This window comes from Butyricicoccus sp. AM05-1 (assembly GCF_003474415.1).
Lineage (GTDB): Bacteria > Bacillota > Clostridia > Oscillospirales > Butyricicoccaceae > Agathobaculum > Agathobaculum butyriciproducens.
The window spans coordinates 41631-62245 of the sequence record NZ_QUDG01000010.1 but is presented as its reverse complement, the minus strand read 5'-3'; the positions used below and the strand labels follow the sequence as shown (position 1 = coordinate 62245).

The 20615-nt window shown below is 56.4% G+C and carries 21 protein-coding genes and 3 tRNA genes; 19 read left to right on the top strand and 5 right to left on the bottom strand.

Features of this window, described 5'->3' with window-relative positions; genetic code table 11:
• Positions 1 to 225 precede the first annotated feature (225 nt).
• From prmA to DW088_RS12595, 7 genes are all read left to right on the top strand, one after another.
• A complete protein-coding gene (gene prmA / locus DW088_RS12625; RefSeq protein WP_118361054.1) occupies positions 226 to 1188 on the top strand; it encodes a 50S ribosomal protein L11 methyltransferase in 963 nt (320 codons plus the stop codon).
• A gap of 78 nt (positions 1189 to 1266) precedes the next feature.
• A complete protein-coding gene (locus DW088_RS12620) occupies positions 1267 to 1992 on the top strand; it encodes a 16S rRNA (uracil(1498)-N(3))-methyltransferase (RefSeq protein WP_118361147.1) in 726 nt (241 codons plus the stop codon).
• 25 nt (positions 1993 to 2017) lie between these two features.
• Positions 2018 to 2800, top strand: a complete 783-nt coding sequence (locus tag DW088_RS12615) for a hypothetical protein (RefSeq protein WP_118361052.1) — start codon at positions 2018 to 2020, stop codon at positions 2798 to 2800.
• Positions 2801 to 2892: 92 nt separating this feature from the next.
• Positions 2893 to 3669: a transglutaminase domain-containing protein gene (locus DW088_RS12610; RefSeq protein WP_118361050.1), complete on the top strand. Its 777-nt coding sequence runs from the start codon at positions 2893 to 2895 to the stop codon at positions 3667 to 3669.
• Between the two features lie 121 nt (positions 3670 to 3790).
• Positions 3791 to 3867 (top strand) — tRNA-Met (locus tag DW088_RS12605).
• A 9-nt stretch (positions 3868 to 3876) separates the two neighbouring features.
• Positions 3877 to 3951 (top strand) — tRNA-Glu (locus tag DW088_RS12600).
• A 3-nt stretch (positions 3952 to 3954) separates the two neighbouring features.
• Positions 3955 to 4030 (top strand) — tRNA-Val (locus tag DW088_RS12595).
• Positions 4031 to 4887: 857 nt separating this feature from the next.
• Here DW088_RS12595 and DW088_RS15930 read toward each other — a convergent pair.
• A complete protein-coding gene (locus tag DW088_RS15930; RefSeq protein WP_158574691.1) occupies positions 4888 to 5040 on the bottom strand; it encodes a hypothetical protein in 153 nt (50 codons plus the stop codon).
• Positions 5041 to 5120: 80 nt separating this feature from the next.
• Here DW088_RS15930 and yfmF point away from each other — a divergent pair, with 80 nt between their 5' ends.
• The 11 genes from yfmF (at position 5121) to DW088_RS12540 (ending at position 15237) form a co-directional block, all read left to right on the top strand.
• Positions 5121 to 6404 (top strand): EF-P 5-aminopentanol modification-associated protein YfmF, encoded by a 1284-nt coding sequence (gene yfmF / locus DW088_RS12590; RefSeq protein WP_118361048.1) that lies wholly within the window; start codon positions 5121 to 5123, stop codon positions 6402 to 6404.
• Positions 6401 to 7663 (top strand): EF-P 5-aminopentanol modification-associated protein YfmH, encoded by a 1263-nt coding sequence (yfmH, locus tag DW088_RS12585; protein ID WP_118361046.1) that lies wholly within the window; start codon positions 6401 to 6403, stop codon positions 7661 to 7663. The genes yfmF and yfmH overlap by 4 nt, the downstream gene beginning before the upstream one ends.
• 20 nt (positions 7664 to 7683) lie before the next feature.
• The gene (lgt, locus tag DW088_RS12580) at positions 7684 to 8517 is read left to right on the top strand and encodes a prolipoprotein diacylglyceryl transferase (protein ID WP_118361044.1); all 834 of its coding nucleotides are present in this window, start codon (positions 7684 to 7686) and stop codon (positions 8515 to 8517) included.
• 27 nt (positions 8518 to 8544) lie between these two features.
• Complete coding sequence (gene folD, locus DW088_RS12575) at positions 8545 to 9399, top strand: bifunctional methylenetetrahydrofolate dehydrogenase/methenyltetrahydrofolate cyclohydrolase FolD (protein WP_118361042.1); 855 nt, start codon at positions 8545 to 8547, stop codon at positions 9397 to 9399.
• Positions 9400 to 9843: 444 nt separating this feature from the next.
• Entirely contained in the window at positions 9844 to 10521 is a 678-nt protein-coding gene (rpiA, locus tag DW088_RS12570; RefSeq protein WP_110436003.1) for a ribose-5-phosphate isomerase RpiA, read from the top strand.
• Positions 10522 to 10549: 28 nt separating this feature from the next.
• On the top strand, positions 10550 to 11446 hold the full coding sequence (locus DW088_RS12565) for a hypothetical protein (RefSeq protein ID WP_118361040.1): 897 nt from the start codon (positions 10550 to 10552) through the stop codon (positions 11444 to 11446).
• Positions 11447 to 11607: 161 nt separating this feature from the next.
• Entirely contained in the window at positions 11608 to 11919 is a 312-nt protein-coding gene (gene rplU, locus DW088_RS12560) for a 50S ribosomal protein L21 (protein WP_117489775.1), read from the top strand.
• A gap of 4 nt (positions 11920 to 11923) precedes the next feature.
• The gene (locus DW088_RS12555; protein WP_118361039.1) at positions 11924 to 12259 is read left to right on the top strand and encodes a ribosomal-processing cysteine protease Prp; all 336 of its coding nucleotides are present in this window, start codon (positions 11924 to 11926) and stop codon (positions 12257 to 12259) included.
• Positions 12246 to 12524, top strand: a complete 279-nt coding sequence (rpmA, locus tag DW088_RS12550; protein WP_110436006.1) for a 50S ribosomal protein L27 — start codon at positions 12246 to 12248, stop codon at positions 12522 to 12524. The genes DW088_RS12555 and rpmA overlap by 14 nt, the downstream gene beginning before the upstream one ends.
• A gap of 351 nt (positions 12525 to 12875) precedes the next feature.
• The gene (gene obgE / locus DW088_RS12545; RefSeq protein ID WP_110436007.1) at positions 12876 to 14150 is read left to right on the top strand and encodes a GTPase ObgE; all 1275 of its coding nucleotides are present in this window, start codon (positions 12876 to 12878) and stop codon (positions 14148 to 14150) included.
• 181 nt (positions 14151 to 14331) lie between these two features.
• Positions 14332 to 15237 carry a DMT family transporter gene (locus DW088_RS12540; RefSeq protein ID WP_118361037.1) on the top strand — a complete coding sequence of 302 codons (906 nt, stop codon included), beginning with the start codon at positions 14332 to 14334 and terminating at the stop codon, positions 15235 to 15237.
• 175 nt (positions 15238 to 15412) lie between these two features.
• Here DW088_RS12540 and DW088_RS12535 read toward each other — a convergent pair whose 3' ends face one another.
• The 4 genes from DW088_RS12535 to DW088_RS12520 all read right to left on the bottom strand — a co-directional run bounded on the left by DW088_RS12535 (position 15413) and on the right by DW088_RS12520 (position 19073).
• A complete protein-coding gene (locus DW088_RS12535) occupies positions 15413 to 16072 on the bottom strand; it encodes a DUF1847 domain-containing protein (RefSeq protein WP_118285918.1) in 660 nt (219 codons plus the stop codon).
• Between the two features lie 27 nt (positions 16073 to 16099).
• Positions 16100 to 17281 (bottom strand): ABC transporter substrate-binding protein, encoded by a 1182-nt coding sequence (locus DW088_RS12530; protein ID WP_118361035.1) that lies wholly within the window; start codon positions 17279 to 17281, stop codon positions 16100 to 16102.
• Between the two features lie 71 nt (positions 17282 to 17352).
• Positions 17353 to 18132, bottom strand: coding sequence for an ABC transporter ATP-binding protein (locus DW088_RS12525; protein WP_118361033.1), 780 nt, complete (start codon positions 18130 to 18132; stop codon positions 17353 to 17355).
• Positions 18126 to 19073: an ABC transporter permease gene (locus tag DW088_RS12520; RefSeq protein WP_243029918.1), complete on the bottom strand. Its 948-nt coding sequence runs from the start codon at positions 19071 to 19073 to the stop codon at positions 18126 to 18128. The genes DW088_RS12525 and DW088_RS12520 overlap by 7 nt, the downstream gene beginning before the upstream one ends.
• 395 nt (positions 19074 to 19468) lie before the next feature.
• On the opposite strand from DW088_RS12520, the gene DW088_RS12515 reads away from it, so the two are divergent.
• The gene (locus DW088_RS12515) at positions 19469 to 20476 is read left to right on the top strand and encodes an ATPase P (RefSeq protein WP_118361029.1); all 1008 of its coding nucleotides are present in this window, start codon (positions 19469 to 19471) and stop codon (positions 20474 to 20476) included.
• Positions 20477 to 20615: the final 139 nt, after the last annotated feature.

Sequence of the window (20615 nt, the reverse complement as noted above, 5' to 3'; positions counted from 1 at the left end):
GCACTGGGGCGGGGAAACAAAACCCACGCACATGTCGCGGGTTTTGTTGCGGCGCAATGCGCCGCGGATTGAATGCTGCCGCAGAGCGGCAGTCGCCTGCGGGCGGGACCAAAGACTCGGTTTTCTGGACGAAAACCGGTCTTGTAGTTGCAATTATGCAAGCAAATTGTTATTGAATACCGCGCGGAGCGCGGTTATCTGGATAGGAAAGGCAGGGTGGAACCTATGGACTGGAGAGAAGTTACGATCTACACGACGACCGAGGGCATCGGTCCGGTCGAGGCACTGCTCGAGGACAACGGCGTAGAAGGCTATGTGCTTGAGGATGCGGCGGATTTTGAAGAATTTCTCAAGGACACCGAAATATACTGGGACTATGTAGACGAGGATCTGGTGCGCGAGAAGCGCGCGCAGGAAACCTGTCTCAAAATCTATCTGCCGGACAGCGACGAGGGTGCAAAGCAGTACGCGGATATCCGTGCCGCGCTGGAAAACCTCAAGGCGCGCGATGAGGAGCACGCCTGGGGCCGACTGTGTACCGAAACCGAGCTGACCCGTCAGGAGGACTGGGAGTGGGGATGGAAGCAGTATTTCAAGCCGTTCCCGGTGGGACGCGGCTTTATGATCAAGCCCTCGTGGGAGACGGTTGAGGACCCGCAGGGCCGCCGTATTCTTGAGATCGATCCGGCGTCGTCCTTCGGCACCGGCAGCCACGACACGACCCAGCTGTGCATGATGGCGCTCGAGGATGCGGTAAAGCCGGGTGACAAGCTGCTCGATATGGGCACCGGCTCGGGTATTCTGGCCATTGCGGCGGCTATGCTCGGTGCGGATGTGCAGACTATCGTCGATATCGACGAGAACTGCCTGAAAACTGCACACGAAAATGCGGAAAAGAACCATGTTGAGATCGGCAGAGGTCTGTGCGGCGATGCGCTGCGCGACCCGAAGCTCGCCGAGGACATCGGCGACGGCTACGACGTGATCGTGGCGAACATCGTGGCTGATGTCATCATCGGCATGTCGCCCATGTTTGCGGATAAGCTGGTCAAGGGCGGTACGCTGATCTGCTCCGGCATCCTCAACGAGCGTGCCGAGGAGGTGCGCACGGCGCTGGAAAAGAGCGGATTTACGATTCTTTCGCACGAGAAGAGCGATGACTGGAGTGCTTTTGCTGCGAAAAAGTGATTTATTTCAGGATTCACGGAATGTTCACTTGCCAAACGGCTGTTTTTTTGCTAAAATAGGAAAGGTTATTTGATTATTATGCCTCGATTTTTTGTCGATCAGCAGCCGCAGGACGGCGTGCTGACCCTTACCGGAGAAAACGCGCATCATGCGGGACGTGTTCTGCGTCTGCGTGTCGGCGAAGGTGTTACCCTGTGTGACGGTGCCGGAATGGATTTTGACTGCACGGTGGAAGCCGTGGAGAAGGAAGCCGTGACCTGCCGGGTCGTAAGCTGCCACGCGGCGGATACCGAACCGAAGCAGTCTATCACGCTGTTTATGGCGCTGCCCAAGGGCGACAAAATGGAATTTATTGTGCAGAAGGCGGTGGAGCTCGGTGTCAGCCGTATCGTGCCGTATCTGTCCAAGAATTGCGTTTCCCGACCGGATAAGACCGAAAAGAAGGTGGAACGCTGGCGTAAGATTGCTGCCGAGGCAGCAAAGCAGTGCGGCAGAGGACGTCTGCCGGAGGTGGCAGCCGTTGTACCGGTCGCTCACGCAATCGCGCAGGCGGCGGAAAGCGAAACGGCACTGTTTTTCTACGAAAACGAGAAGCGGACCGGTCTGCACGATGCGCTTGCAGGCGGTGTCAGGGACACGGTTTCGCTGATGGTCGGGCCGGAGGGCGGCTTCGATCCGGCTGAAGCAAAGGCAGCCGTGGACGCGGGACTGCAGAGCGTTTCGCTCGGTACACGCATCCTGCGGTGTGAGACTGCGCCGATTGCGGCGCTTGCGGCCGTGCTCTATGCCGGCGGCAACATGTGAGAAGAAATAAAGGGAGTGTTAAACATTGGCAAAAAACAATGTGGGTAAAAAGCCAATTTCTCAGGAAGAGTATACCACCAACAAGGTGCTCGCAGTATTCAGCGTGTGCCTGCTCGGCGTGCTGGTACTGATGATCCTCGAGCGCCTGCTGTGCTACAGCAACACCTGGAAGACCGGCGTGCTGGTAACGCGGGTGCTGCTCGGTGTGGGCATTGTCGGCGCGGCAGCCGGCATCATCATGCTGGGACAGGAGCATGCAGGCAAGCGCAGCAGCGTGCGCCGCATCGTGTGCGGACGCAATATGCTGATTGCAAGCATTGTTGCCATCGTATTCCTGACCGCAATCAACTACTACGGCACCATGCCGATCAAGGCGATGTATGTTGTCCTGCCGGTTCTGGCAGTGTATTATCTGGTGTATCATTCTTATGCGCCGGAATTTTTCCTGATTGCAGTAGATACCGGTGTGGGTGTTGCGGCAATGCTGGTGATTCACCGCGCGCTGGTTTCGGCTAACCATACATGGATGTCCACCGTGGCGGCAGCAGGTACCGCGGTGCTGGCGCTGATCCAGATCGGTGTTACGGCTTCTCTGCGCCGCAAGAAGGGCAAGTTCACCTTCCGCGGCAGCAAGATCAACACCCGGTTCAGCAAGAACGCATACCTGATGCTCACCATTACGCCGATCGTGATGGTAGCGCTGACGGCGGTCGTTGTACTTGCGGCAAGCCATGTCATGATCGCACTGGGTGCGGCAGCGGCATATCTGTTCATCACTGCGGTATACTACACCGTGAAGCTGATGTGATAATTGCATTTTTGTCGAAGCGCGGCGCGTTTTGACGGTTAGACAGCGGGCGGCGCAGCCGCCCGCTTTGTCATACCCGAAGGAGGGGACGTATGAGACGATTTTTCGGCTTTCTGCTGACCATGACTCTGCTTGGCGGCGGTGCATTCTGGCTGCCGTATCTGCAGGCGAAGCCGGTGGATAATGTCTATCAGGCAGCAGATCTGCTCCGGCAGGACGCGGAGAACGACGGAAACGGCGTTGCCTTCCGCGAGGACAACGTGGACGCGGACGAGGTGTACCGGGCACTGGAGGCGCAGTATCCATACGCATTCGCGCTGCACGCGGTAACACGGCCGAACAAGACCATTGAGCTGAACACTGAGGTTTCTCGGCAGGCGCGGCAGGAGCAGGCGTGGGAGTACGCCAGGGTTCTGGCGGCAGGCTCGGTTTCGCAGACCATGACGGCAGAGGAGAAGCTGCGTGCGCTGCACGATACCCTCATCCGTCAGTGTGAGTACGATGTGGATACGGCAGAGGAGGACGCTCCGGACGGCTCGGCACCCGCTTTCGCGGCAGACGGCGCGCTGCTCGATCATAAGGCTGTGTGCGCCGGTTACGGCCGCGCGTATGAGATGCTGTGCAAGGCGGCAGGCATTCAGGTCATCTATGTCGCATCTGAGGAAATGAACCACGGCTGGAATGCTGTGCGGCTGGGCGGCACAACATATTACATCGACTGCACGTTTGACGATCCGATTCCGGACAGAGGCGAATATGCATCCGATCAGTATTTTATGCTCACCGGAGAAGAATTGGCGCAGACGCATACCTGGAATGAGGCGTTCTACGAGCAGCTTCTGGACAGTCTGGAACAGGGCGGGAAATAGCGGGAAAATCGGCTCCGAAACTTTTTCAAAATTTTTTGAAAAAAGGTGTTGACATTTACTCGATTATGGACTATACTAAACAAGTCGTCAGCGAGCGGGCGATAACAACGGAAAAGGATATGGCGGTATAGCTTAGTTGGCTAGAGCGTCCGGTTCATACCCGGAAGGTCATTGGTTCAAGTCCAATTACCGCTACCATTTTCCCTTGGCCCGTTGGTCAAGCGGTCAAGACACCGCCCTTTCACGGCGGTAACGGGGGTTCGATTCCCCCACGGGTCACCACTTGGAAGTTTAGCTCAGCTGGGAGAGCATCTGCCTTACAAGCAGAGGGTCAGCGGTTCGAGCCCGTTAACTTCCACCACGAAAACCACTCACGAAAGTGAGTGGTTTTTCTTTTTGTCTTTAGAAACCGTCGGCTTTCCGGGGCATACGAGGCGCGCAGCGCTACGTTCTGTCCGGGCGGCACCTTTTCCTGCACGGATTGACCGGGGTACCTGAACCGCGCAGGCATGTTCGTCCCTTTCCGGGCGGGAGGTTTTTCGCTTGAAATCAAGCGAGGGGTTGCGCTCTGCGGAGCGCGGGGATTCGCCGCGCCCCGCGGCGGGGCAAGAGGGTAGACACCAAGGTTTCTACCCTCTTACCTCCCACTTCCTTTTGGGAGGGTCTGGCGCAGATTGCCGACATGTGACCGCTGCGAAATAGGGGAACGGCAGTCGTGTTACTCTTGCGTTTGTTTCGCAAAATATTCGCAGTTCACAGACAGCGTACTGCTACACATACGGTTTACTCTACGCAGGCGCGACATCCCCGTGTCGCGCAAATCCTTGGCACGTTGTAACGCACGGCATCTGCGAATTTAGATGTCTGGTATAATTTATCCTCGTAGGTGCCGTGCGGTATAACGTGTTAAAGAGTTGCGCGGCACTGTCATGCCGCGCCTGCGGTGACTTTCCGGTCTGTGTAGCAGTACGTTATCTAACACTGCGAATCGGTTGCGAAAGATACGGAAGAAAAAATCCTCTGCCGTACTCCTTTTCGTAGCGGTCACATATAGGAAATCTGTGCCAGATTAGGAAGCAAGGGAAAGGTAGGAGTTCAAAGAGGAAGGAAAACCGTAGGTTGTCCTTCCTTTTTGGCCCCGTCGCGGGGCGCGGCACGTTCCCGCCGTCCGCAGACGGCGAATCCCCCGCTGAGGTTCAGCGAAAAACTCTCCGTCCGTTAGGGACGAACACGCTTGCGCAGTTCGAGTACCCCGCTCAGCCGGTGCTGAGAAATGCCGCCCGGATAGGGCGAACCGCCTGCGCGGTTCGTGCATCCCAGCGGGTCGGCGCCGGAATAGCCTGCGTTGCGGTTAAACCACCGTAACTTCACATAAACTACGTTTGCGTTACTCCCACATATACGGTATAATATAACCCGTTAGACAAACTTTTCCGGAATCGAGGGGAATTATGCAACAAGTGACCCGAAAAACGCTGGGTGCGGGAATCAATCTCACCTGCGTGACCACACCGAAGTTTAAGCGGGCAGTGCTGCGTGCGATGCTGGTGCTGCCGCTCGGCGGCGAGGATGCCGCGCTGCGCGCGTGTCTGCCGCAGGTTTTGCGCCGCGGCACGGCCAGGCTGAACGATATGCAGGCGTTCGGCACCGCGCTCGATGAGCTGTACGGTGCGCGTATTGAAGCCGCAGTGCGCAAGGAGGGCGAGAACCTGTGCATCGGCTTTCTGTCCGACTGTATTGATGAGGCTTATGCACCGGGAGCCGACGGTCTGACCGCCGGTGTGATCGGTCTGCTGTGCGATCTGCTGTACAACCCGTATCTGCAGGACGGCCTGTTCTGCGCCGCCTATGCAGAGGGAGAGCGCGGCAACCTGATCGACCGCATTGCTGCACTTAAAAACGATCCACGTTCGTGGGCGCCGCGCCGGCTGAATGAGATCATGTGCGAAAACGAGGACTACGGCAAGTCCGCGCTCGGTACGATCGAGCAGGCGGAGCGCATTACATCGGAAACGCTGTATGCGGCCTATCGCCGCGCGCTGAGTGAGGCGCAGGTGGAGCTGTTCTACTGCGGTACGATGATGCCAGATGAGGTGGAAGCGCGCTTCATGGCAACGCCGCTGGCCCAGCCGCGCGAGGGCACGCTGTATCAGCCGCACACGGTCGTGCAGGCGCGACCTGTTGGTGACGTTCGTGAGGTCGTTGAGGATGCCGAGGTAACCCAGGGCAAGCTGTCGCTCGGCTTCCGTACCGGCGGTGCATCACTGACCGGCGGAGAACCGGCGGCGTACTGGATGTTCCAGACCATCTACGGCGGTTCGACAAGCGCGAAACTGTTCCTCAACGTGCGAGAGAAAAAGTCGCTGTGCTACTATGCAAGCGCACAGTTTGTGGCATCTAAGGGACTGATGATCGTGGGCTCCGGCATTGAGAACAGAAATTTCGAGGTCGCACGCGATGAAATCCTGCACCAGCTGGATTTGTGCCGTGCAGGCGAAATTACGGATGCAGAACTCGAAAGCGCACGCAAAACGCTGGTCAACGGCTGGCGCACTATGCTCGACGACCCGCTTACACTCGAGCGCTACTGGATGGGACAGGCGGCCGCAGGCACGCTCGTATCGCCCGAGGAGCGCATCGAGCAGGTGACCGACATCACGCGCGAGCAGGTCATTGCCGCGGCACAGAGCACAGCGCTTGACACGGTATTCTTTATGAAGGGAGCGGCAAAATGACAAAGAATGATTCCGCTCTGCACGAGAGTATGCAGACCCGCACGCTGGCAAACGGTCTGCGCATCTGCTATCTGCCCAAGGAGGGCTTCAGCAAGACCTTCGCCATTCTGGCGACCGATTTCGGTTCGGTGGACGCATCGTTCACCTTTGAGGGCAAGCGGTATGATACACCGGCAGGCGTGGCGCACTTCCTTGAGCATAAGATGTTCGAGGATGAGGACGGCAATGCACTGCAGAAATTCGCCCGCACCGGTGCAAGTCCGAACGCGTTCACAAGCCACACCATGACGGCGTATCACTTTTCCTGCACTGACCGGTTTGAGGAGAATCTGGAGATTCTGCTTAAATTCGTGTTCACGCCGTACTTCACGGATGAAAACGTGGAGAAGGAACGCGGCATTATCAATCAGGAGATCCGCATGGTAGAGGACACACCCAATTGGGAGGTGTTCGTCGGCGCGTATGAGGGTCTGTATCGCAATCATCCGGTGCGTGTGTCCATTCCGGGCAGCGAGGAGAGCATTTCGCATATTACACCGGAGCTGCTGTACACCTGTCACCGCGCGTTTTACAGTCCGAAGAACATGGCACTCGTGGTGTGCGGCACAGCGGACTTTGAGCAGGTATGCCGCATGGCAGAGGAGATTTCACCGAAGGACGCACCCGAGATCGGTCAGCGTCATTACGGCGAGCGCCGCGCGGAAGTCCATCAGCCGGTTGTGACGCGCAAAATGCAGGTGTCGCTGCCGCAGTGTATGGTCGGCTTTAAGGACGAGCCGGTTCCGGCCGGAGAAAGCCGTCTGCGCCGCAGTCTGATCGGTGATCTGGCGGTGCGTATTCTGTGCGGCGATACCTCTCCGCTGTATGCAAAGCTGTACGAGAAGCGGCTGCTCGGACGCGATTTTGATGTGGATTATTCGCTCATTCCGGATGGCGCATGCGCGATCCTCGGCGGCGAGAGCCGAGATCCGGCGGCTGTGCGCGAAGCGCTTGAGCGGGAGACTGCACGGCTGGCGCAGGAGGGCATCGAGCCGAAGCTGTTCCGTCGCATGAAAAACGCGCTGTACGGCATGCGTTTGCGCATGCTGGATGTGCCCGATCTGTATGCACGGCAGGAGATCGCTTCTGTTTTTGCGGGCGAGCATTATCTGGATTTTGCCGGGCTGTTTGACACCATCCATGCGGAGGATGTGCAGGAAATGTTCCGCCGCTGGGCACAGCCGAACCGCTCGACCATGTCGGTGGTAGAGCCGAAGTAACGATAGAAAGAAGAAAGATCATGGAACACACAATTTCATTTCCGGCGCTCGGCCTGAACCTTGACATCAACCGTGTCGCTGTCAATCTGTTCGGCAAGGATATTTACTGGTATGGCATTATTATCTGTCTGGGCTTTGTGCTGGCGGCGCTGTATGTCAATCGGCGGACGCAGGAGTTCGGCGTTACGTCGGACAATCTGATGGACTGCCTGATCATCTGTGTGCCGGTCGGCATCATCAGCGCCCGCATTTACTATGTGGCGTTTGAATGGGGCTATTACAGCCAGCATCCGAATGAGATCATCGCCATCTGGAAGGGCGGCATCGCAATTTACGGTGCGGTCATCGGCGTTGTGATCGCACTGGCGGTGTACAGCAGAATGAAGAAACTGTCGTTTGCCAGCCTGTGCGATCTGGCGGCGTTCGGTCTGCTGATCGGTCAGTGCATCGGAAGATGGGGCAACTTTGTCAACGGTGAGGCACATGGCGGTGCAACGTCTCTGCCGTGGGGCATGAGCATTGACGGTGCTTCTCCGGTGCATCCGACCTTCCTGTATGAGTCGCTGTGGAATCTGGTGGGCTTTATTGCACTGCATTTCTATTCGAAGAAGCGCAAGTTTGGGGGCGAAATGGCGCTGCTGTATGTAGCGTGGTACGGTCTGGGACGTGCGTGGATTGAGGGCCTGCGGACGGACAGCCTGTATCTCGGCCCGGTGCGCGTATCGCAGCTGCTGGCCGGCATAAGCTGCATTGCGGCGATTGTTGTGCTGGTACGGCAGTATAACCGCATCAAGGTTGAGAAGGCATTCTACGCGCCGGAGCAGGACAAGGCGGACGAGAAAAAAGGCGAATAACATTTCACGATAAAGGAGAACGACAACATGAGTGCAGTAAGAATGGACGGCAAGGCACTGTCCGCGAAGGTGCGCGGCAGCATTCTGGCAGAGACCGAGGCGCTGAAAAAGCAGGGCGTAACGCCGGGTCTGGCGGTTATTATCGTCGGCAACGATCCGGCGAGCGAGATTTACGTCCGCAATAAGGAGCGCGCCTGCGAGCAGTGCGGCTTTTACAGCGAGAAGTACGCGCTTCCCGAGGAGACCACGCAGGAGGAACTGCTCGGTCTGATCGCACAGCTGAACGAGAGCCCGGCAATTTCGGGCATCCTGTGCCAGATGCCGGTGCCGAAGCATATTTCCGAGCAGGCGGTCATCGACGCCATCGACCCGAAGAAGGACGTGGACGCGTTCCATCCGGTTAATGTCGGCAAGATCATGGTCGGTAATTTTGATTTTGTGCCGTGCACGCCCGCGGGTGTCATGGAGCTGCTCGACGAGTACAAGATTGACCCGAAGGGCAAGGAGTGCGTCGTGGTCGGCCGCTCGAATATCGTCGGCAAGCCGATGAGCATGCTGCTGCTGCACCGTCACGGTACGGTTACCATCTGCCACAGCCGCACGCAGGATCTTGCAGAGGTGTGCCGCCGTGCGGATATTCTGGTAGCCGCTGTCGGCAAGGCAGGCTTTATTACGCCGGATATGGTCAAGGAGGGCGCAGTGGTGATTGACGTTGGCATCAACCGCAACGCCGAGGGCAAAGTCTGCGGCGATGTGGCACCGGAGGTTATGGAAAAGGCCTCTTACATGACGCCGGTTCCGGGCGGCGCCGGTCCGATGACCATCACCATGCTGATGAAGAATACGCTCAAGGCGGCAAAGCTGCAGAACGGCATTCAGTAAACAAAAACCGCCCGTATCCGGGTTGACAATCCGGGTGCGGGCGGGTATACTAAAGATAACGAAAGGTGCTGCCGGTAGACGGTCAGCCCCTAAAGAAAACGGAAGAAATAACCGCAATCATTGGGAGTGAGAGGCGGTTATTTCTTCTTTGGTCCTAAAATACGCTCAATAAGTACAAGTATCACTACAAGAATTACGAGATATTCCATAAAACCACCCCCTTTACAGGGGCAAGACTTAACCGCCTACCGCAGGCGCGGCAGCACCTTTCTTAACGACAAGTATAACAGAAATCGACTGCTTTTGCAATCCCACCAAATTTCGGCGGGATTGTTTTTATTTTGTAAATTAGAAAAGATTGACCTTTGTCCGGATTCATTCTATAATAAAGTTAATGAGTTAACCGCAACATACGGTTTATCACGTCAGGGGAGGACGAATACAATGGATATGAAGAAGCTTGCCGGCGATAAGGCGGCAGAGTATGTAAAGGACGGCATGGTTGTTGGTCTGGGCACCGGTTCCACTGCGTACCACATGGTAAATGCAGTAGGCGAGATGGTAAAGAACGGCCTGAAGATTCAGGCGATCCCGACCTCCAAGGCTACCGAGGCGCAGGCTCGTGAACTGGGCATTCCGCTGCTGACCATCGACGAGCTGGATCACGTTGATCTGGCAATCGACGGCGTAGATGAGATCGACCCGCAGTTCAACGCCATCAAGGGCGGCGGCGGTGCGCTGTACCGCGAGAAGGTCGTTGCATCCATGGCGAAGGAAGTTATCTGGATCATGGACGAGTCCAAGCTGGTAGACAAGATCGGCGCTTTCCATCTGCCGGTTGAGATCGCACAGTACGGCTCCAAGCAGGCGATGGAGCGCATGGCAGCTTACGGCTGGAATCCGGTTCTGCGTGTACGCGACGGCAAGACCTTCGTTACCGATAACGGCAACTTTATCGCGGATCTGCACCTCGGCGCAGGCTTTGACATTCAGGACGTTTACTCCAAGCTGACCGGCATGCTCGGCGTGCTGGAGCATGGTCTGTTCCTCAACATGTGCAAGCGTATGATCGTCGGCCACTCCAACGGTGAGGTTCAGGTCATCGAAAATCCGTCCAAGTAAGCGCAGCTGAAAGGCAGGAGAATTAATGATGGATCAGAACGATCAGAACGACCGCTTCGACAGATTCGACCGCTTTGAGCCGGACTTCAGCCGGTTCGAAAGTGGTTCGGACCGCAGTGAGCGCTCGAGCAGCCGCGACCGCAGTGAGCGTCCCGCACGCACAGGCAGACGTCAGTCGGCACGTCCGGTGCGTTCCGGCATGCGTATGGGCAAAGGCAAGCCGATGCGCAGAGCATCGGTCAAGCTGAACTACCGCATGGTGCTCTGCATTGCCGTGCTGGTACTGCTTTTGCTGACGATCATCTTCGGCGGACTGTTCAAGTCTCGCGGCAGTAAAATTGCGGACCTGAACTCGCAGATCGAAACGCTGAATAAGGATAAGGACAATCTGTCCGCACAGATCGGTGCGCTGACGCAGGAGAATCAGACCCTGCAGAGCAGCATCACCGCAACGCTTCCTGCGGCTAAGACCGCAGAGACCAACAGCATCGTGGATCTGATCCCGATGCTGAACGACGGCGTTTATGTAGTACAGAGCACCGGCTCGCAGCTTCGCTACATCAGCGTTCCGAAGGGCTACCTGCAGGACAAGCTGGGCGAGTACCGTGATGACGCTTCCGGCTATGCCGCCTCCACCGGCGATGCACCGATCTGCCAGTACTATGTGCTGTTCACCGACCGCGTGATCGGTCTTGCAGAGGGCGACACCGGCTTTGTCAGCACCGACCGCAGCGCAACCGGCTCGACGAGCACGATTCCGTCCGGCTTCTATGATTTTGTTGCTTCGTTCTTCAACAACAGCAGCAATACCGCGGCTTCCGGCAGAAGCTCGGATAACAGCTCTGACAGTTCGAGCGACAGCAGTGCGTCCGACAATTCGTCTGACAGCAGCGCTTCCTCCGCATCTGCGGATGCAAACGCATAATCTGCGGAAAAATTAAAAAAATCAGAGGCATGGACTTGACAGTTCGTGCCTCTTGTGATATGCTATTAAAAGCCGCATTGTGCATAGGCTTTTGTAAGTGTGTATCAAACGATGCACCGCCGTGCCAAGCGTGACTCTACAACGAAAGAGAGGGAAAACACATGTATGCCATTCTGAAAACTGGCGGCAAGCAGTACAAGGTATCCGAGGGCGACGTAATCTACGTTGAGAAGCTCGGCGTAGAGGACGGTGCTACCGTATCCTTTGACGAGGTTCTGGTAGTAGGCGAGGGTGATTCCATCACCGTAGGCGCTCCGTACGTTTCCGGCGCGGTTGTAACCGGCACGGTTGAGAAGACCGGCAAGGGCAAGAAGATCAACATCTTCAAGATGAAGCCGAAGAAGGGTTATCGCCGTCGTCAGGGTCATCGTCAGCCGTACACCAAGGTGACCATCGCGTCCATCAAGGCGTAAGACCGTGACCAAAGTCACTTTTTCGCTGCAGGAGGATAAAATCTTCGCGGTGGATATTCTCGGCCACGCAGGCTATGCGGAGGAAGGGGAGGACATCGTTTGTGCAGCGATCTCCAGTGCGGTTATGCTGACGCATGCGCTGCTGTATGATGTACAGCATATTCCGGTTGATACTCTCATCGAGGATGACGGGGCGCATATCCGCTTTACGCTGCCGAAAGGCGATGTAGAACGCGGACAGGATGCACTTTGTGCTCTGAAGCTGCATTTTTCCGAACTGGAACAAAACTATTCTGATTTCTTGAACGTAATGGAGGTGCAAGCAGATGCTGAAGATTAGCTTACAGTTTTTCGCTCATAAAAAGGGCGTTGGTTCGACCAAGAACGGTCGTGATTCCGAGTCCAAGCGACTGGGTGTAAAGCGTGCAGACGGTCAGACCGTACCGGCAGGCAACATCCTGGTTCGCCAGCGCGGCACCAAGATCCACCCCGGTGTGAATGTTGGCCGCGGTAAGGACGACACCCTGTTCGCAAAGGTTGAGGGCGTTGTTCGCTTCGAGCGTCTGGGTAAGGACCGCAAGCAGGTTTCCGTTTACCCGCAGTAATTATAGCGATTGCAGTATAGGGGGCTTCAAAAGCCCCCTATATTCAAATTCCGGTTCCTTACGAAACCGAAATTTGATACCCGAACGAAGCGATCCAAGATCGCTGGGTCGGGGTACAAAAAGCACGGGCAAAGCTCGCACTTTTTGTGCGGCACGGAGTGCCGCGATTGGATGATTGCGCCGGAGGCGCAATTCGCCTGCGGGCGGGCCGATGACTCGGATTTCTGGACGAAATCCTGTCATGTGGTTGCAGTTTGCAAGCAAACTGGTATTTTATTGTCCCAGACTTCGTCTGGGATTTTGTTGATTTTAGATAGATATCACACCTTTGAGAAGAAAGGAGGACTACACTTGTTTATTGATATTGCAAAAATCAAGATCGTATCCGGCAAGGGCGGTGACGGCAAGGTTGGTTTCCACCGCGAAAAGTATGTGGCAGCCGGCGGTCCGGACGGCGGCGACGGCGGCCGCGGCGGCTCGGTCATCTTCAAGGTGGACGACAATCTGTCCACGCTGCTCGATTTCCGTTACAAGAAAAAGTATGTTGCGGCTCCCGGTGAGCCGGGCGGCGGCAAGCGCTGCAAGGGCAAGGACGGTGCGGACCTGATCATTCGCGTACCGCGCGGCACGATCATCCGTGACCAGAAAACCGGTCAGGTCATGAAGGATATGTCCGACAGCGAGCCGTTTGTAGCAGCCAAGGGCGGCAACGGCGGCTGGGGCAACACGCATTTTGCAACGCCGACCCGTCAGGCACCGCGTTTTGCCAAGCCGGGTCTGCCGGGTGTCGAGCGCGACATTATCCTTGAGCTGAAGCTGCTGGCCGATGTCGGTCTGGTCGGCTTCCCGAATGTCGGTAAGTCCACGCTGCTGAGCATGGTCTCGGCGGCGCGCCCGAAGATTGCAAACTACCACTTTACGACTCTGGTGCCCAACCTCGGTGTGGTTTCGGTCGGTGAGGAGCAGAACTTCGTCATGGCCGACATTCCGGGCATTATCGAGGGCGCGAGCGAGGGTGCTGGTCTGGGCCATGACTTCCTGCGCCACATTGATCGCTGCCGTCTGCTGCTGCATCTGGTTGACGCGGCAGGCAGTGAGGGCCGCGACCCGATCGACGATATTGAGAAGATCAACGCAGAGCTTGCCGGCTACAGCGAGTTTCTGGCAGCGCGTCCGCAGATCATTGTTGCCAACAAGACCGACCTGCTGGGCGATGACCGTGAGCCGGTCGAGAAGATTCGCAAGTACGCAGAGGAGCGCGGCTTCCTGTTTGCGGAGCTGTCCGCGGCGACCAATCAGGGCGTCAAGGAGCTGATGAACCTGACGTGGCATGAGCTGCAGCAGCTCCCGCCGGTATTCATCTACGAGCCGGAGTTCGTCGAGGTCGAGGAGAAGGCCGCAACCGAGAACGACTGGACCATCGAGCGCGACGGCGACGCATATGTTGTCACCGGTGCATGGGTGGACAAGATTATGGGCTCGGTCAACATCGACGACTACGAATCCCGCCAGTATATGGATCGTATGCTCCAGTCTGCAGGCATTTACGCCAAGCTGGAGGAAATGGGCATCGAGGAGGGCGCTCCGGTCGTGATCGGAGAGTTCGAGTTCGAGTACGTTTACTAAACTGGGTGAAAGAGGACCTTTGGGTCCTCTTTTTTTTATATCGTGCGGCTGATTCAGAGTGAAGAGAACGTGCGGGAGTAGCATAATGCGATATCACTAAAAAATCATATCGTCTTATGTTCAATCTGCCAAAGTAGTGCTATAATAAAAGCATAATGCACAAAAGGAGAGTTGACAAACTGTGCAACAACAAAAGAACGATAAAACAACCTGCCTGTTGCTTGCGCTGACCACGATTTTCTGGGGCAGCCTGTACACGGCGAGCAAGGTACTGCTCGATGTGATTCAGCCGTTCACGCTGCTGTGCCTGCGTTACATCATCGCGGCCATCGCCATGACCATCCTGCAGCGCCTGCGTAAGCCCGACCCGAACGGCAAGCCGCGCAGGATCAAGGGCGGCGACTGGAAATACGTTATCATGTTCGGTCTGGGCGGCTATGTGCTGTCCATCGGTCTGCAGCAGTACGGCACCAAGCTGGCGGGCGCATCGCTGGCATCGCTCATCAACTGCATGAACCCGATCGCCATCTGCTTCTTTGCGGTGCTGCTGCTGCATGAGCGCATGACGATGAAGAAGGTCGTCTGCATTGTCAGCGCAGTTGCCGGTGCGGTCTGCATCGTCGGGGGAGACGCCGGCGGCGGTCATATCCTCGGCATAGCGCTTTCACTCGGTTCGGTGCTGACATGGAGTGCGTTGAGCGTGTTCATGCGCTCATTCTCGCAGAAGTATGACGCGCTGACCGTCACGACCTACGGTATTTACGTTGCCGCTATCGGTACGCTGCCGCTGATGCTCCGCGAGATCATCACCCACCCGGAGATGGACTTCCTGCACGCGAAGTACATCCTTGTGCTGTTTTATGTGGCGATTTTCTGCACGACCATTCCGCATTCGCTGTGGAATTACTGTCTCTCCCGTGCAGAGGCGAGCACCTGTTCTCTGTTTTACCCGATTCAGCCGCTCACCTCGATGGTACTCGGTGTCCTGCTGCTGAACGAGCACATGACGGTCGGCTTTATTGCCGGTGCGGTGCTTATCGTGTTCGGTGTGCTGTATTCAACGCTCGGCAAAGAGAAAACCAGATGAGACGCCTTGGCTTTGCCCGATGTTATAGGTTAAGCTGAAAAATCCTCCTGTCTTCAGAAGAAGGCAGGAGGATTTTTTATTCAAAACGGCGAAAGAGAGATGACGATGAAGCCCAAAGAGTAAAAACACGGGGATGCAGTCCGGATCGTGACAGATTGCAGCCGGTTTGCCGAATTTACAATCCCAAATCCTTAAACCGCGAATACATGGACTGTACGCCGTACAGTGCCGCCACCGGATTGTGCTGCAATACACGATCCTTGACGATCATAACCGTTGTCGGAACCTTGCTGTGGCGCAGAAACAGGGTATCATGTCCGACGCACAAACCGATCACGATGTTGAAATCGCAGCCATGCGCGGCAAGCGTCTTGGCCTGCATGATCGGGTTGCACATGGACTCGTGTCCGCAGCCGCCGTTGAGCTTTTTCTCGTTCGGCACGCCGATCTCGGTCTTGTCCTGTGCACCGACCTTGCAGCCGACCGTGAAATATTCGATGCCCTTTGCCTTGAGAATACGGGCGAAGATGGAAGCCTCTCGCATCAGACCGACGCAGGACGCGATGCCGATCTTTTTATAACCCATGCGCTTGATGAACTCGATGGTTTCCTCGACACGGGTCAGGCGGCCGTAAAACTCGCCTTCAATGCACGCGGAGGTGCGGGCAATCAGCCCTTGTTCCGGGTCATTGCGGTAGATTTCAAGTGTTTCCTCGAGCAGTGCCTTATCCACGTTCGTCGTCAGGCAGAACGGCGGGTACTGCTCCTCGCTGGCCGAACGGCAGCCGAGTCTGCTGCAGTCCGAGCAGCTGTGTGTGCATTTCAGTTCCGACATAATCCTTTCCTCCTTGTAAGCCCGATGTTATGCCTTGGTGTTCTGTGCCGGCTTGGTCGCAGCACCGCCGCCGCAGCAGTCCCCCTCCTCGGCTGCTGCTGCCGGCTGGAAGCTGGCAGAGGCGACCTTTGCGGATTCGGTGGCGGTATCGGTGGAAGTGTCGCTCTCCGGTGCATCCGGAACATCATCGAAGAAGATATATGCATTGTCTGCGAACGCCTTGGCATTCGTGCCTTCCTTCAGAATGCCGATCTTGGTCAGCTCCTCGGCGTTCTGCTTAAGTGCGTCATAGCCGCCCTGAACCGAAGGCTTGTAGTTGTAGGTCTTGAGGATCTCCGCGCAGAAATCCGCATCCCCGGAGATATACTGCTTTTCGGTGATGATCTTTGCCGTTTCGTCCGGATTGTCCTGCACCCACTGAGATGCCTTCTGTACGGCACGGGTGAAGGCGGCTGCGGCCTTGGGATTTTCCTCCGCCAGCTTGCTGGTGACGAAGGCATCGCAGCAGTATTCATCCTTGTATTCGGGATCGGTTGCGGTGTCGATGAGGGCGGTCAGGCCGTACTGCTCTGCCGCGATGGACGCCGCCGGATCACCGAGTGCGATTGCGTCAACGGCACCGTTCTGCAGTGCCTGTGCAAGATCGTTGCGGGAGTAAACCGAGAATTCAACCTCCATGTTCTGGTCGGTCACGCCGATACCTGCCGCGCTCAGCGAGCGCTTGGAGACAACGGTTGCCGCGTCAGCCAGACCCGGCACGCCGATCTTCTTGCCCTTGAGGTCGGCAACGCTCTTGATGTCGCTGTCACCGGGTACGAGCAGCTTGGTGCAGCCGGTGTGCAGGCCGGTGGTGAACTTGATGGGCAGGCCGTTCTCGAGCGGCTGGAGCATTTTGCCGATCAGGCCCATGCCGACATCAACCTGATCCGCACCGATGGCCTCGGAAACGTGTGCCGCGTCAACCGTTACCTGCTCAATGTCCAGACCTTCGTCCTCAAAGTAGCCGTTCTCGATCGCGATGTACATCGGTGCGGCACAGAGAGAAGGAGAGTAGATCAGACGCAGGTGGGTTGCGCCGGAATCGGCGGAATCTGCTGCCGCGGAAGCGTCCGAATTGCTGCTTGAGCCGCCGCAGGCGGTAAGTGAGAGTGTCAGTGCAGCTGCGAGAAGTCCGCTTGCTACTCGAAATAAAATACCGTTCTTTTTCATGGTTTTCTGACCTTTCAAGGAAAATATATAATAAAAGTAATAATAATGAACGTGCGTTCTTTAATGTAATCTTAAATATAGTAGTTGGGCTCTTTGATTGTGCCGCCGTAATGGAGCTGACGAAGGATCTCCGCACGGTAGTGAAGAAAATCCTCCGAGCTGCGTGCTCTTGGGCGGGCCAACTTGATATCCAGCGTGCCGGTGATGCGTCCCGGTCGGGGTGTCATAACGACCACCTTATCCGAAAGATACACGGCCTCATCCACATCATGCGTTACCATGATGGCGGTCATGCCGGTTTCCTTCCAGATGCGCAGGATCTCGTCCTGCATGTTCATGCGGGTGAAGGCATCGAGTGCACCGAGCGGCTCATCGAGCAGGAGCACCTTGGGCTTGCCGACGAGTGCTCTTGCGAGAGAGGCGCGCTGGCACATGCCGCCGGAAAGCTGGTGCGGATACGAATGCTCGAAGCCCTTGAGGCCGACCATCTCGATAAATTCGTCTACGCGGTCCTTTTCCTGCTTGTAGATGCCGCGGGCGCGCAGGCCGAACGCGATGTTATCGTAAATCGACAGCCACGGGAACAGCGTGTGCTCCTGAAACATGAAGCCGCGGTCTGCACCGGGTGCGTTGATAGGTGTGCCGTCCAGCGTCAGGCTGCCGTCGTCCATCGGAATCAGACCGGAGATCAAACGCAGCAGCGTGGACTTGCCGCAGCCGGACGGTCCGATGAGCGACACGAACGAACCGGCGGGAATATCGAGCGAAACATTGTCGAGAGCGGTAATGCGCTCTCCGGTGGGATTGACAAAATGCTTGGATACACCCGAAATCGAAATACTTCCTACCATTTGATAACTCCTTTCTGCCATGCGAGCACGCGGTCGCGGAATTTGAACAGCAGCGTGATGAGAATGAAGAAGGTGACTGCAATGATGATCAGTCCGGCATATACGTTGGCATATGCCATCATTTCCTTCTGCCAGTTGATGTACCAGCCGATGCCGTACTTGGCGCCGAGCATTTCGGCGGTGACCAGCGTGATGAACGACGAGCAGGTGCCGTTGAACAGGCCGAGGAACATATGCGGCATAGCTGCCGGAATGCCGACCTTGGCAATGCGGTAGAAGCTGCCCGCGCCAAGCGTCGAGGAGACCTCAAAGTATGAGTTGGGGATGGAAGCGATGCCGCTGCTGGTGAGCACGGTGGTCGGGAACCATACAGCCAGCGCAATCAGAAAGGCACTGGCGGAAATCGCAGTCGGGAATGCGATGAGCACGAGCGGGATCCACGCGGTGGACGGGATCGGGCCGAGCACGCGGACGAGCGGCTGTACCCAGTAGGCGAAGGTCTTGTTGAAGCCGATGGCGATACCGGTCAGCACGCCAACGACTGCACCGCTGACCCAGCCGACGAACAGCAGGCGTGCGGAGTATGCAAGGCAGGTCGCGAGGAACGCACTGTCCTCGACGAGAACGCCGAACACGCGGTCGAGAGAGGGAAAGTACAGCACCGGCAGAATCGCAAACTTGGCGGTCAGCAGGTTGAGAATGTTCAGCACCAGAACCGCTCCTGCATAGAACAGTGCGCTGTACGACAGCTTATCACGCACCTTGGTGTTGCCGAGCGATATCAGCAGGGCAATCACATACACGGCCAGTCCGATGAGCAGCGCCCATGTAAAATAAGGATGTTCTGCGGCAGGATGCTGCGCGGAATCCGGTAGCAGAATATCGCAGGCGAGCGCCAGTAGAATGGAGAGAACTGGCAGTGATTTGACAAAATGCTTCACAAGGGAGAACTCCTTTCGATAAAAAAGGCAGAAGACGTATGCCTTCCGCCAGGATGGCATATGCGCGTTATTCGCACATTCGCCAGGTCACAAGGGAACGCATACACGAGCAGCGGTGCATACACATACAGCAGCGATTCATACAGTACATTCGGCTCATGACAGGTTCTCCTTTCAATTTATATAAATCCTATCGGGATTCGGTGATTGAAAGTATAGACTTCAATAACCTGATTGTCAATAGGAATACTATGATTTTGGATAGTGTGCCAAAAACGGTTTGTCTGAAAGAGAGAATTTGTCGGTTTTCATAAAGAACCGATGCAGCAGGATTTCTTATGGGATCGGGTGGCTGAATCCATGCTTTTGTGTTACAATATTTACAGGTGATGAATATGATTTTTAAACCGCGTCCGCTCAGCAGAACCATGCTCGATGACGCTTCGCTTGTCCGCGATAAGCAGCACTGCCGCCGGATCGGTCCGTGCGGTGTTGGCCGCCGGGCATTATATTTGAACAGTTATTTTATTGACCGGCATTATTATGTGCCGTTTTCCGCCATTACGCGGGCATTTAAGTTTATAGAAGAAGGCACCGGCGGTGTCCGAGGTGTGCTTGCAGGCAGAGCCTGTCTGCTTGTGGAGTACGATAATGGTCTGCAGCAGGTGTGCTGTTTCAAGTACGAGGATCAGATCGACGAGCTGCTGCGCGTGCTGCACAAGATGCATCCGGAGATTCCGTGCGTCAGTGAGGAAGAGGAGGCCGAACTCGAGGTCGAGTGCGAGCGCCGGAGGGCGGAAGAACGCCGACGGCCGCCGCTCAGTATCCGCGCCGAGCGGGAGATTGAGGAGTTGGAGAATGCGATCGCGTACCTCGAGCGCAAACCTGAGCTGTACAAGCGGCTCAGTCGTGCAGCTAAACGGCGGCGCAACTACCAGAGCAGGAGTGCAGGATATCGGTGGGCGGCTGCAGCGATCATGGTGCTCGGGGCGGCGGCGCTGATTTACGGCGTGGTGTCGCTCGTGTGCCGCGGTTTCTCCGGCGGATACCTGCTGCTGTGCCTGCTGGCGGCAGCTTTCCTGTTTGGCGGATGGCGCCTGCTGCCGACGGCACGCAACAACAATGCGGCTGTTCTGCGCGGGGATAAGCAGGCGCGGGTACAGATGCAGAACTATATCGATCGGTTTCCGGCATTCCCGCTGCCCGCACGGTACGCGCACCCGATCGTGCTGCGCCGCATGCAGCAGGCCATTGCGGAAGGACATGCACTGAACGTCATGGAGGCGCTCGAAGTCGTCAAGGCCGATCTGCAGACCATGAATGCGGATATGCAGGTCTCGCAGGAGGAATACGCCGAGATTTCTACGATCAAGCCGCTGTTTCTGAATGCGGATTATAAGTAAGAAATCCGGCCTGAGGCTTGCAAAGCTGTTGACAACGGTATGGTTTCTCCCGTATAATAAATTCAGTAAAATGAAGTCGAAAAAGAGGGGATGGACGGATATGCTGTGTAAAAACAGAATATGCGGCGTTCCGTTGAAT

What these genes read in the sequence shown, in the direction of transcription:
- lgt (WP_118361044.1), top strand. Translation starts at nt 7,684, where the DNA reads ATGGAACACACAATTTCATTTCCGGCGCTCGGCCTGAACCTTGACATC.
- DW088_RS12535 (WP_118285918.1), bottom strand. Translation starts at nt 16,072, where the DNA reads ATGTCGGAACTGAAATGCACACACAGCTGCTCGGACTGCAGCAGACTC.
- yfmF (WP_118361048.1), top strand. Translation starts at nt 5,121, where the DNA reads ATGCAACAAGTGACCCGAAAAACGCTGGGTGCGGGAATCAATCTCACC.
- DW088_RS12565 (WP_118361040.1), top strand. Translation starts at nt 10,550, where the DNA reads ATGGATCAGAACGATCAGAACGACCGCTTCGACAGATTCGACCGCTTT.
- rpmA (WP_110436006.1), top strand. Translation starts at nt 12,246, where the DNA reads ATGCTGAAGATTAGCTTACAGTTTTTCGCTCATAAAAAGGGCGTTGGT.
- folD (WP_118361042.1), top strand. Translation starts at nt 8,545, where the DNA reads ATGAGTGCAGTAAGAATGGACGGCAAGGCACTGTCCGCGAAGGTGCGC.
- DW088_RS12525 (WP_118361033.1), bottom strand. Translation starts at nt 18,132, where the DNA reads ATGGTAGGAAGTATTTCGATTTCGGGTGTATCCAAGCATTTTGTCAAT.
- DW088_RS12530 (WP_118361035.1), bottom strand. Translation starts at nt 17,281, where the DNA reads ATGAAAAAGAACGGTATTTTATTTCGAGTAGCAAGCGGACTTCTCGCA.
- rpiA (WP_110436003.1), top strand. Translation starts at nt 9,844, where the DNA reads ATGGATATGAAGAAGCTTGCCGGCGATAAGGCGGCAGAGTATGTAAAG.
- yfmH (WP_118361046.1), top strand. Translation starts at nt 6,401, where the DNA reads ATGACAAAGAATGATTCCGCTCTGCACGAGAGTATGCAGACCCGCACG.
- rplU (WP_117489775.1), top strand. Translation starts at nt 11,608, where the DNA reads ATGTATGCCATTCTGAAAACTGGCGGCAAGCAGTACAAGGTATCCGAG.
- DW088_RS12610 (WP_118361050.1), top strand. Translation starts at nt 2,893, where the DNA reads ATGAGACGATTTTTCGGCTTTCTGCTGACCATGACTCTGCTTGGCGGC.
- DW088_RS12620 (WP_118361147.1), top strand. Translation starts at nt 1,267, where the DNA reads ATGCCTCGATTTTTTGTCGATCAGCAGCCGCAGGACGGCGTGCTGACC.
- DW088_RS12515 (WP_118361029.1), top strand. Translation starts at nt 19,469, where the DNA reads ATGATTTTTAAACCGCGTCCGCTCAGCAGAACCATGCTCGATGACGCT.
- prmA (WP_118361054.1), top strand. Translation starts at nt 226, where the DNA reads ATGGACTGGAGAGAAGTTACGATCTACACGACGACCGAGGGCATCGGT.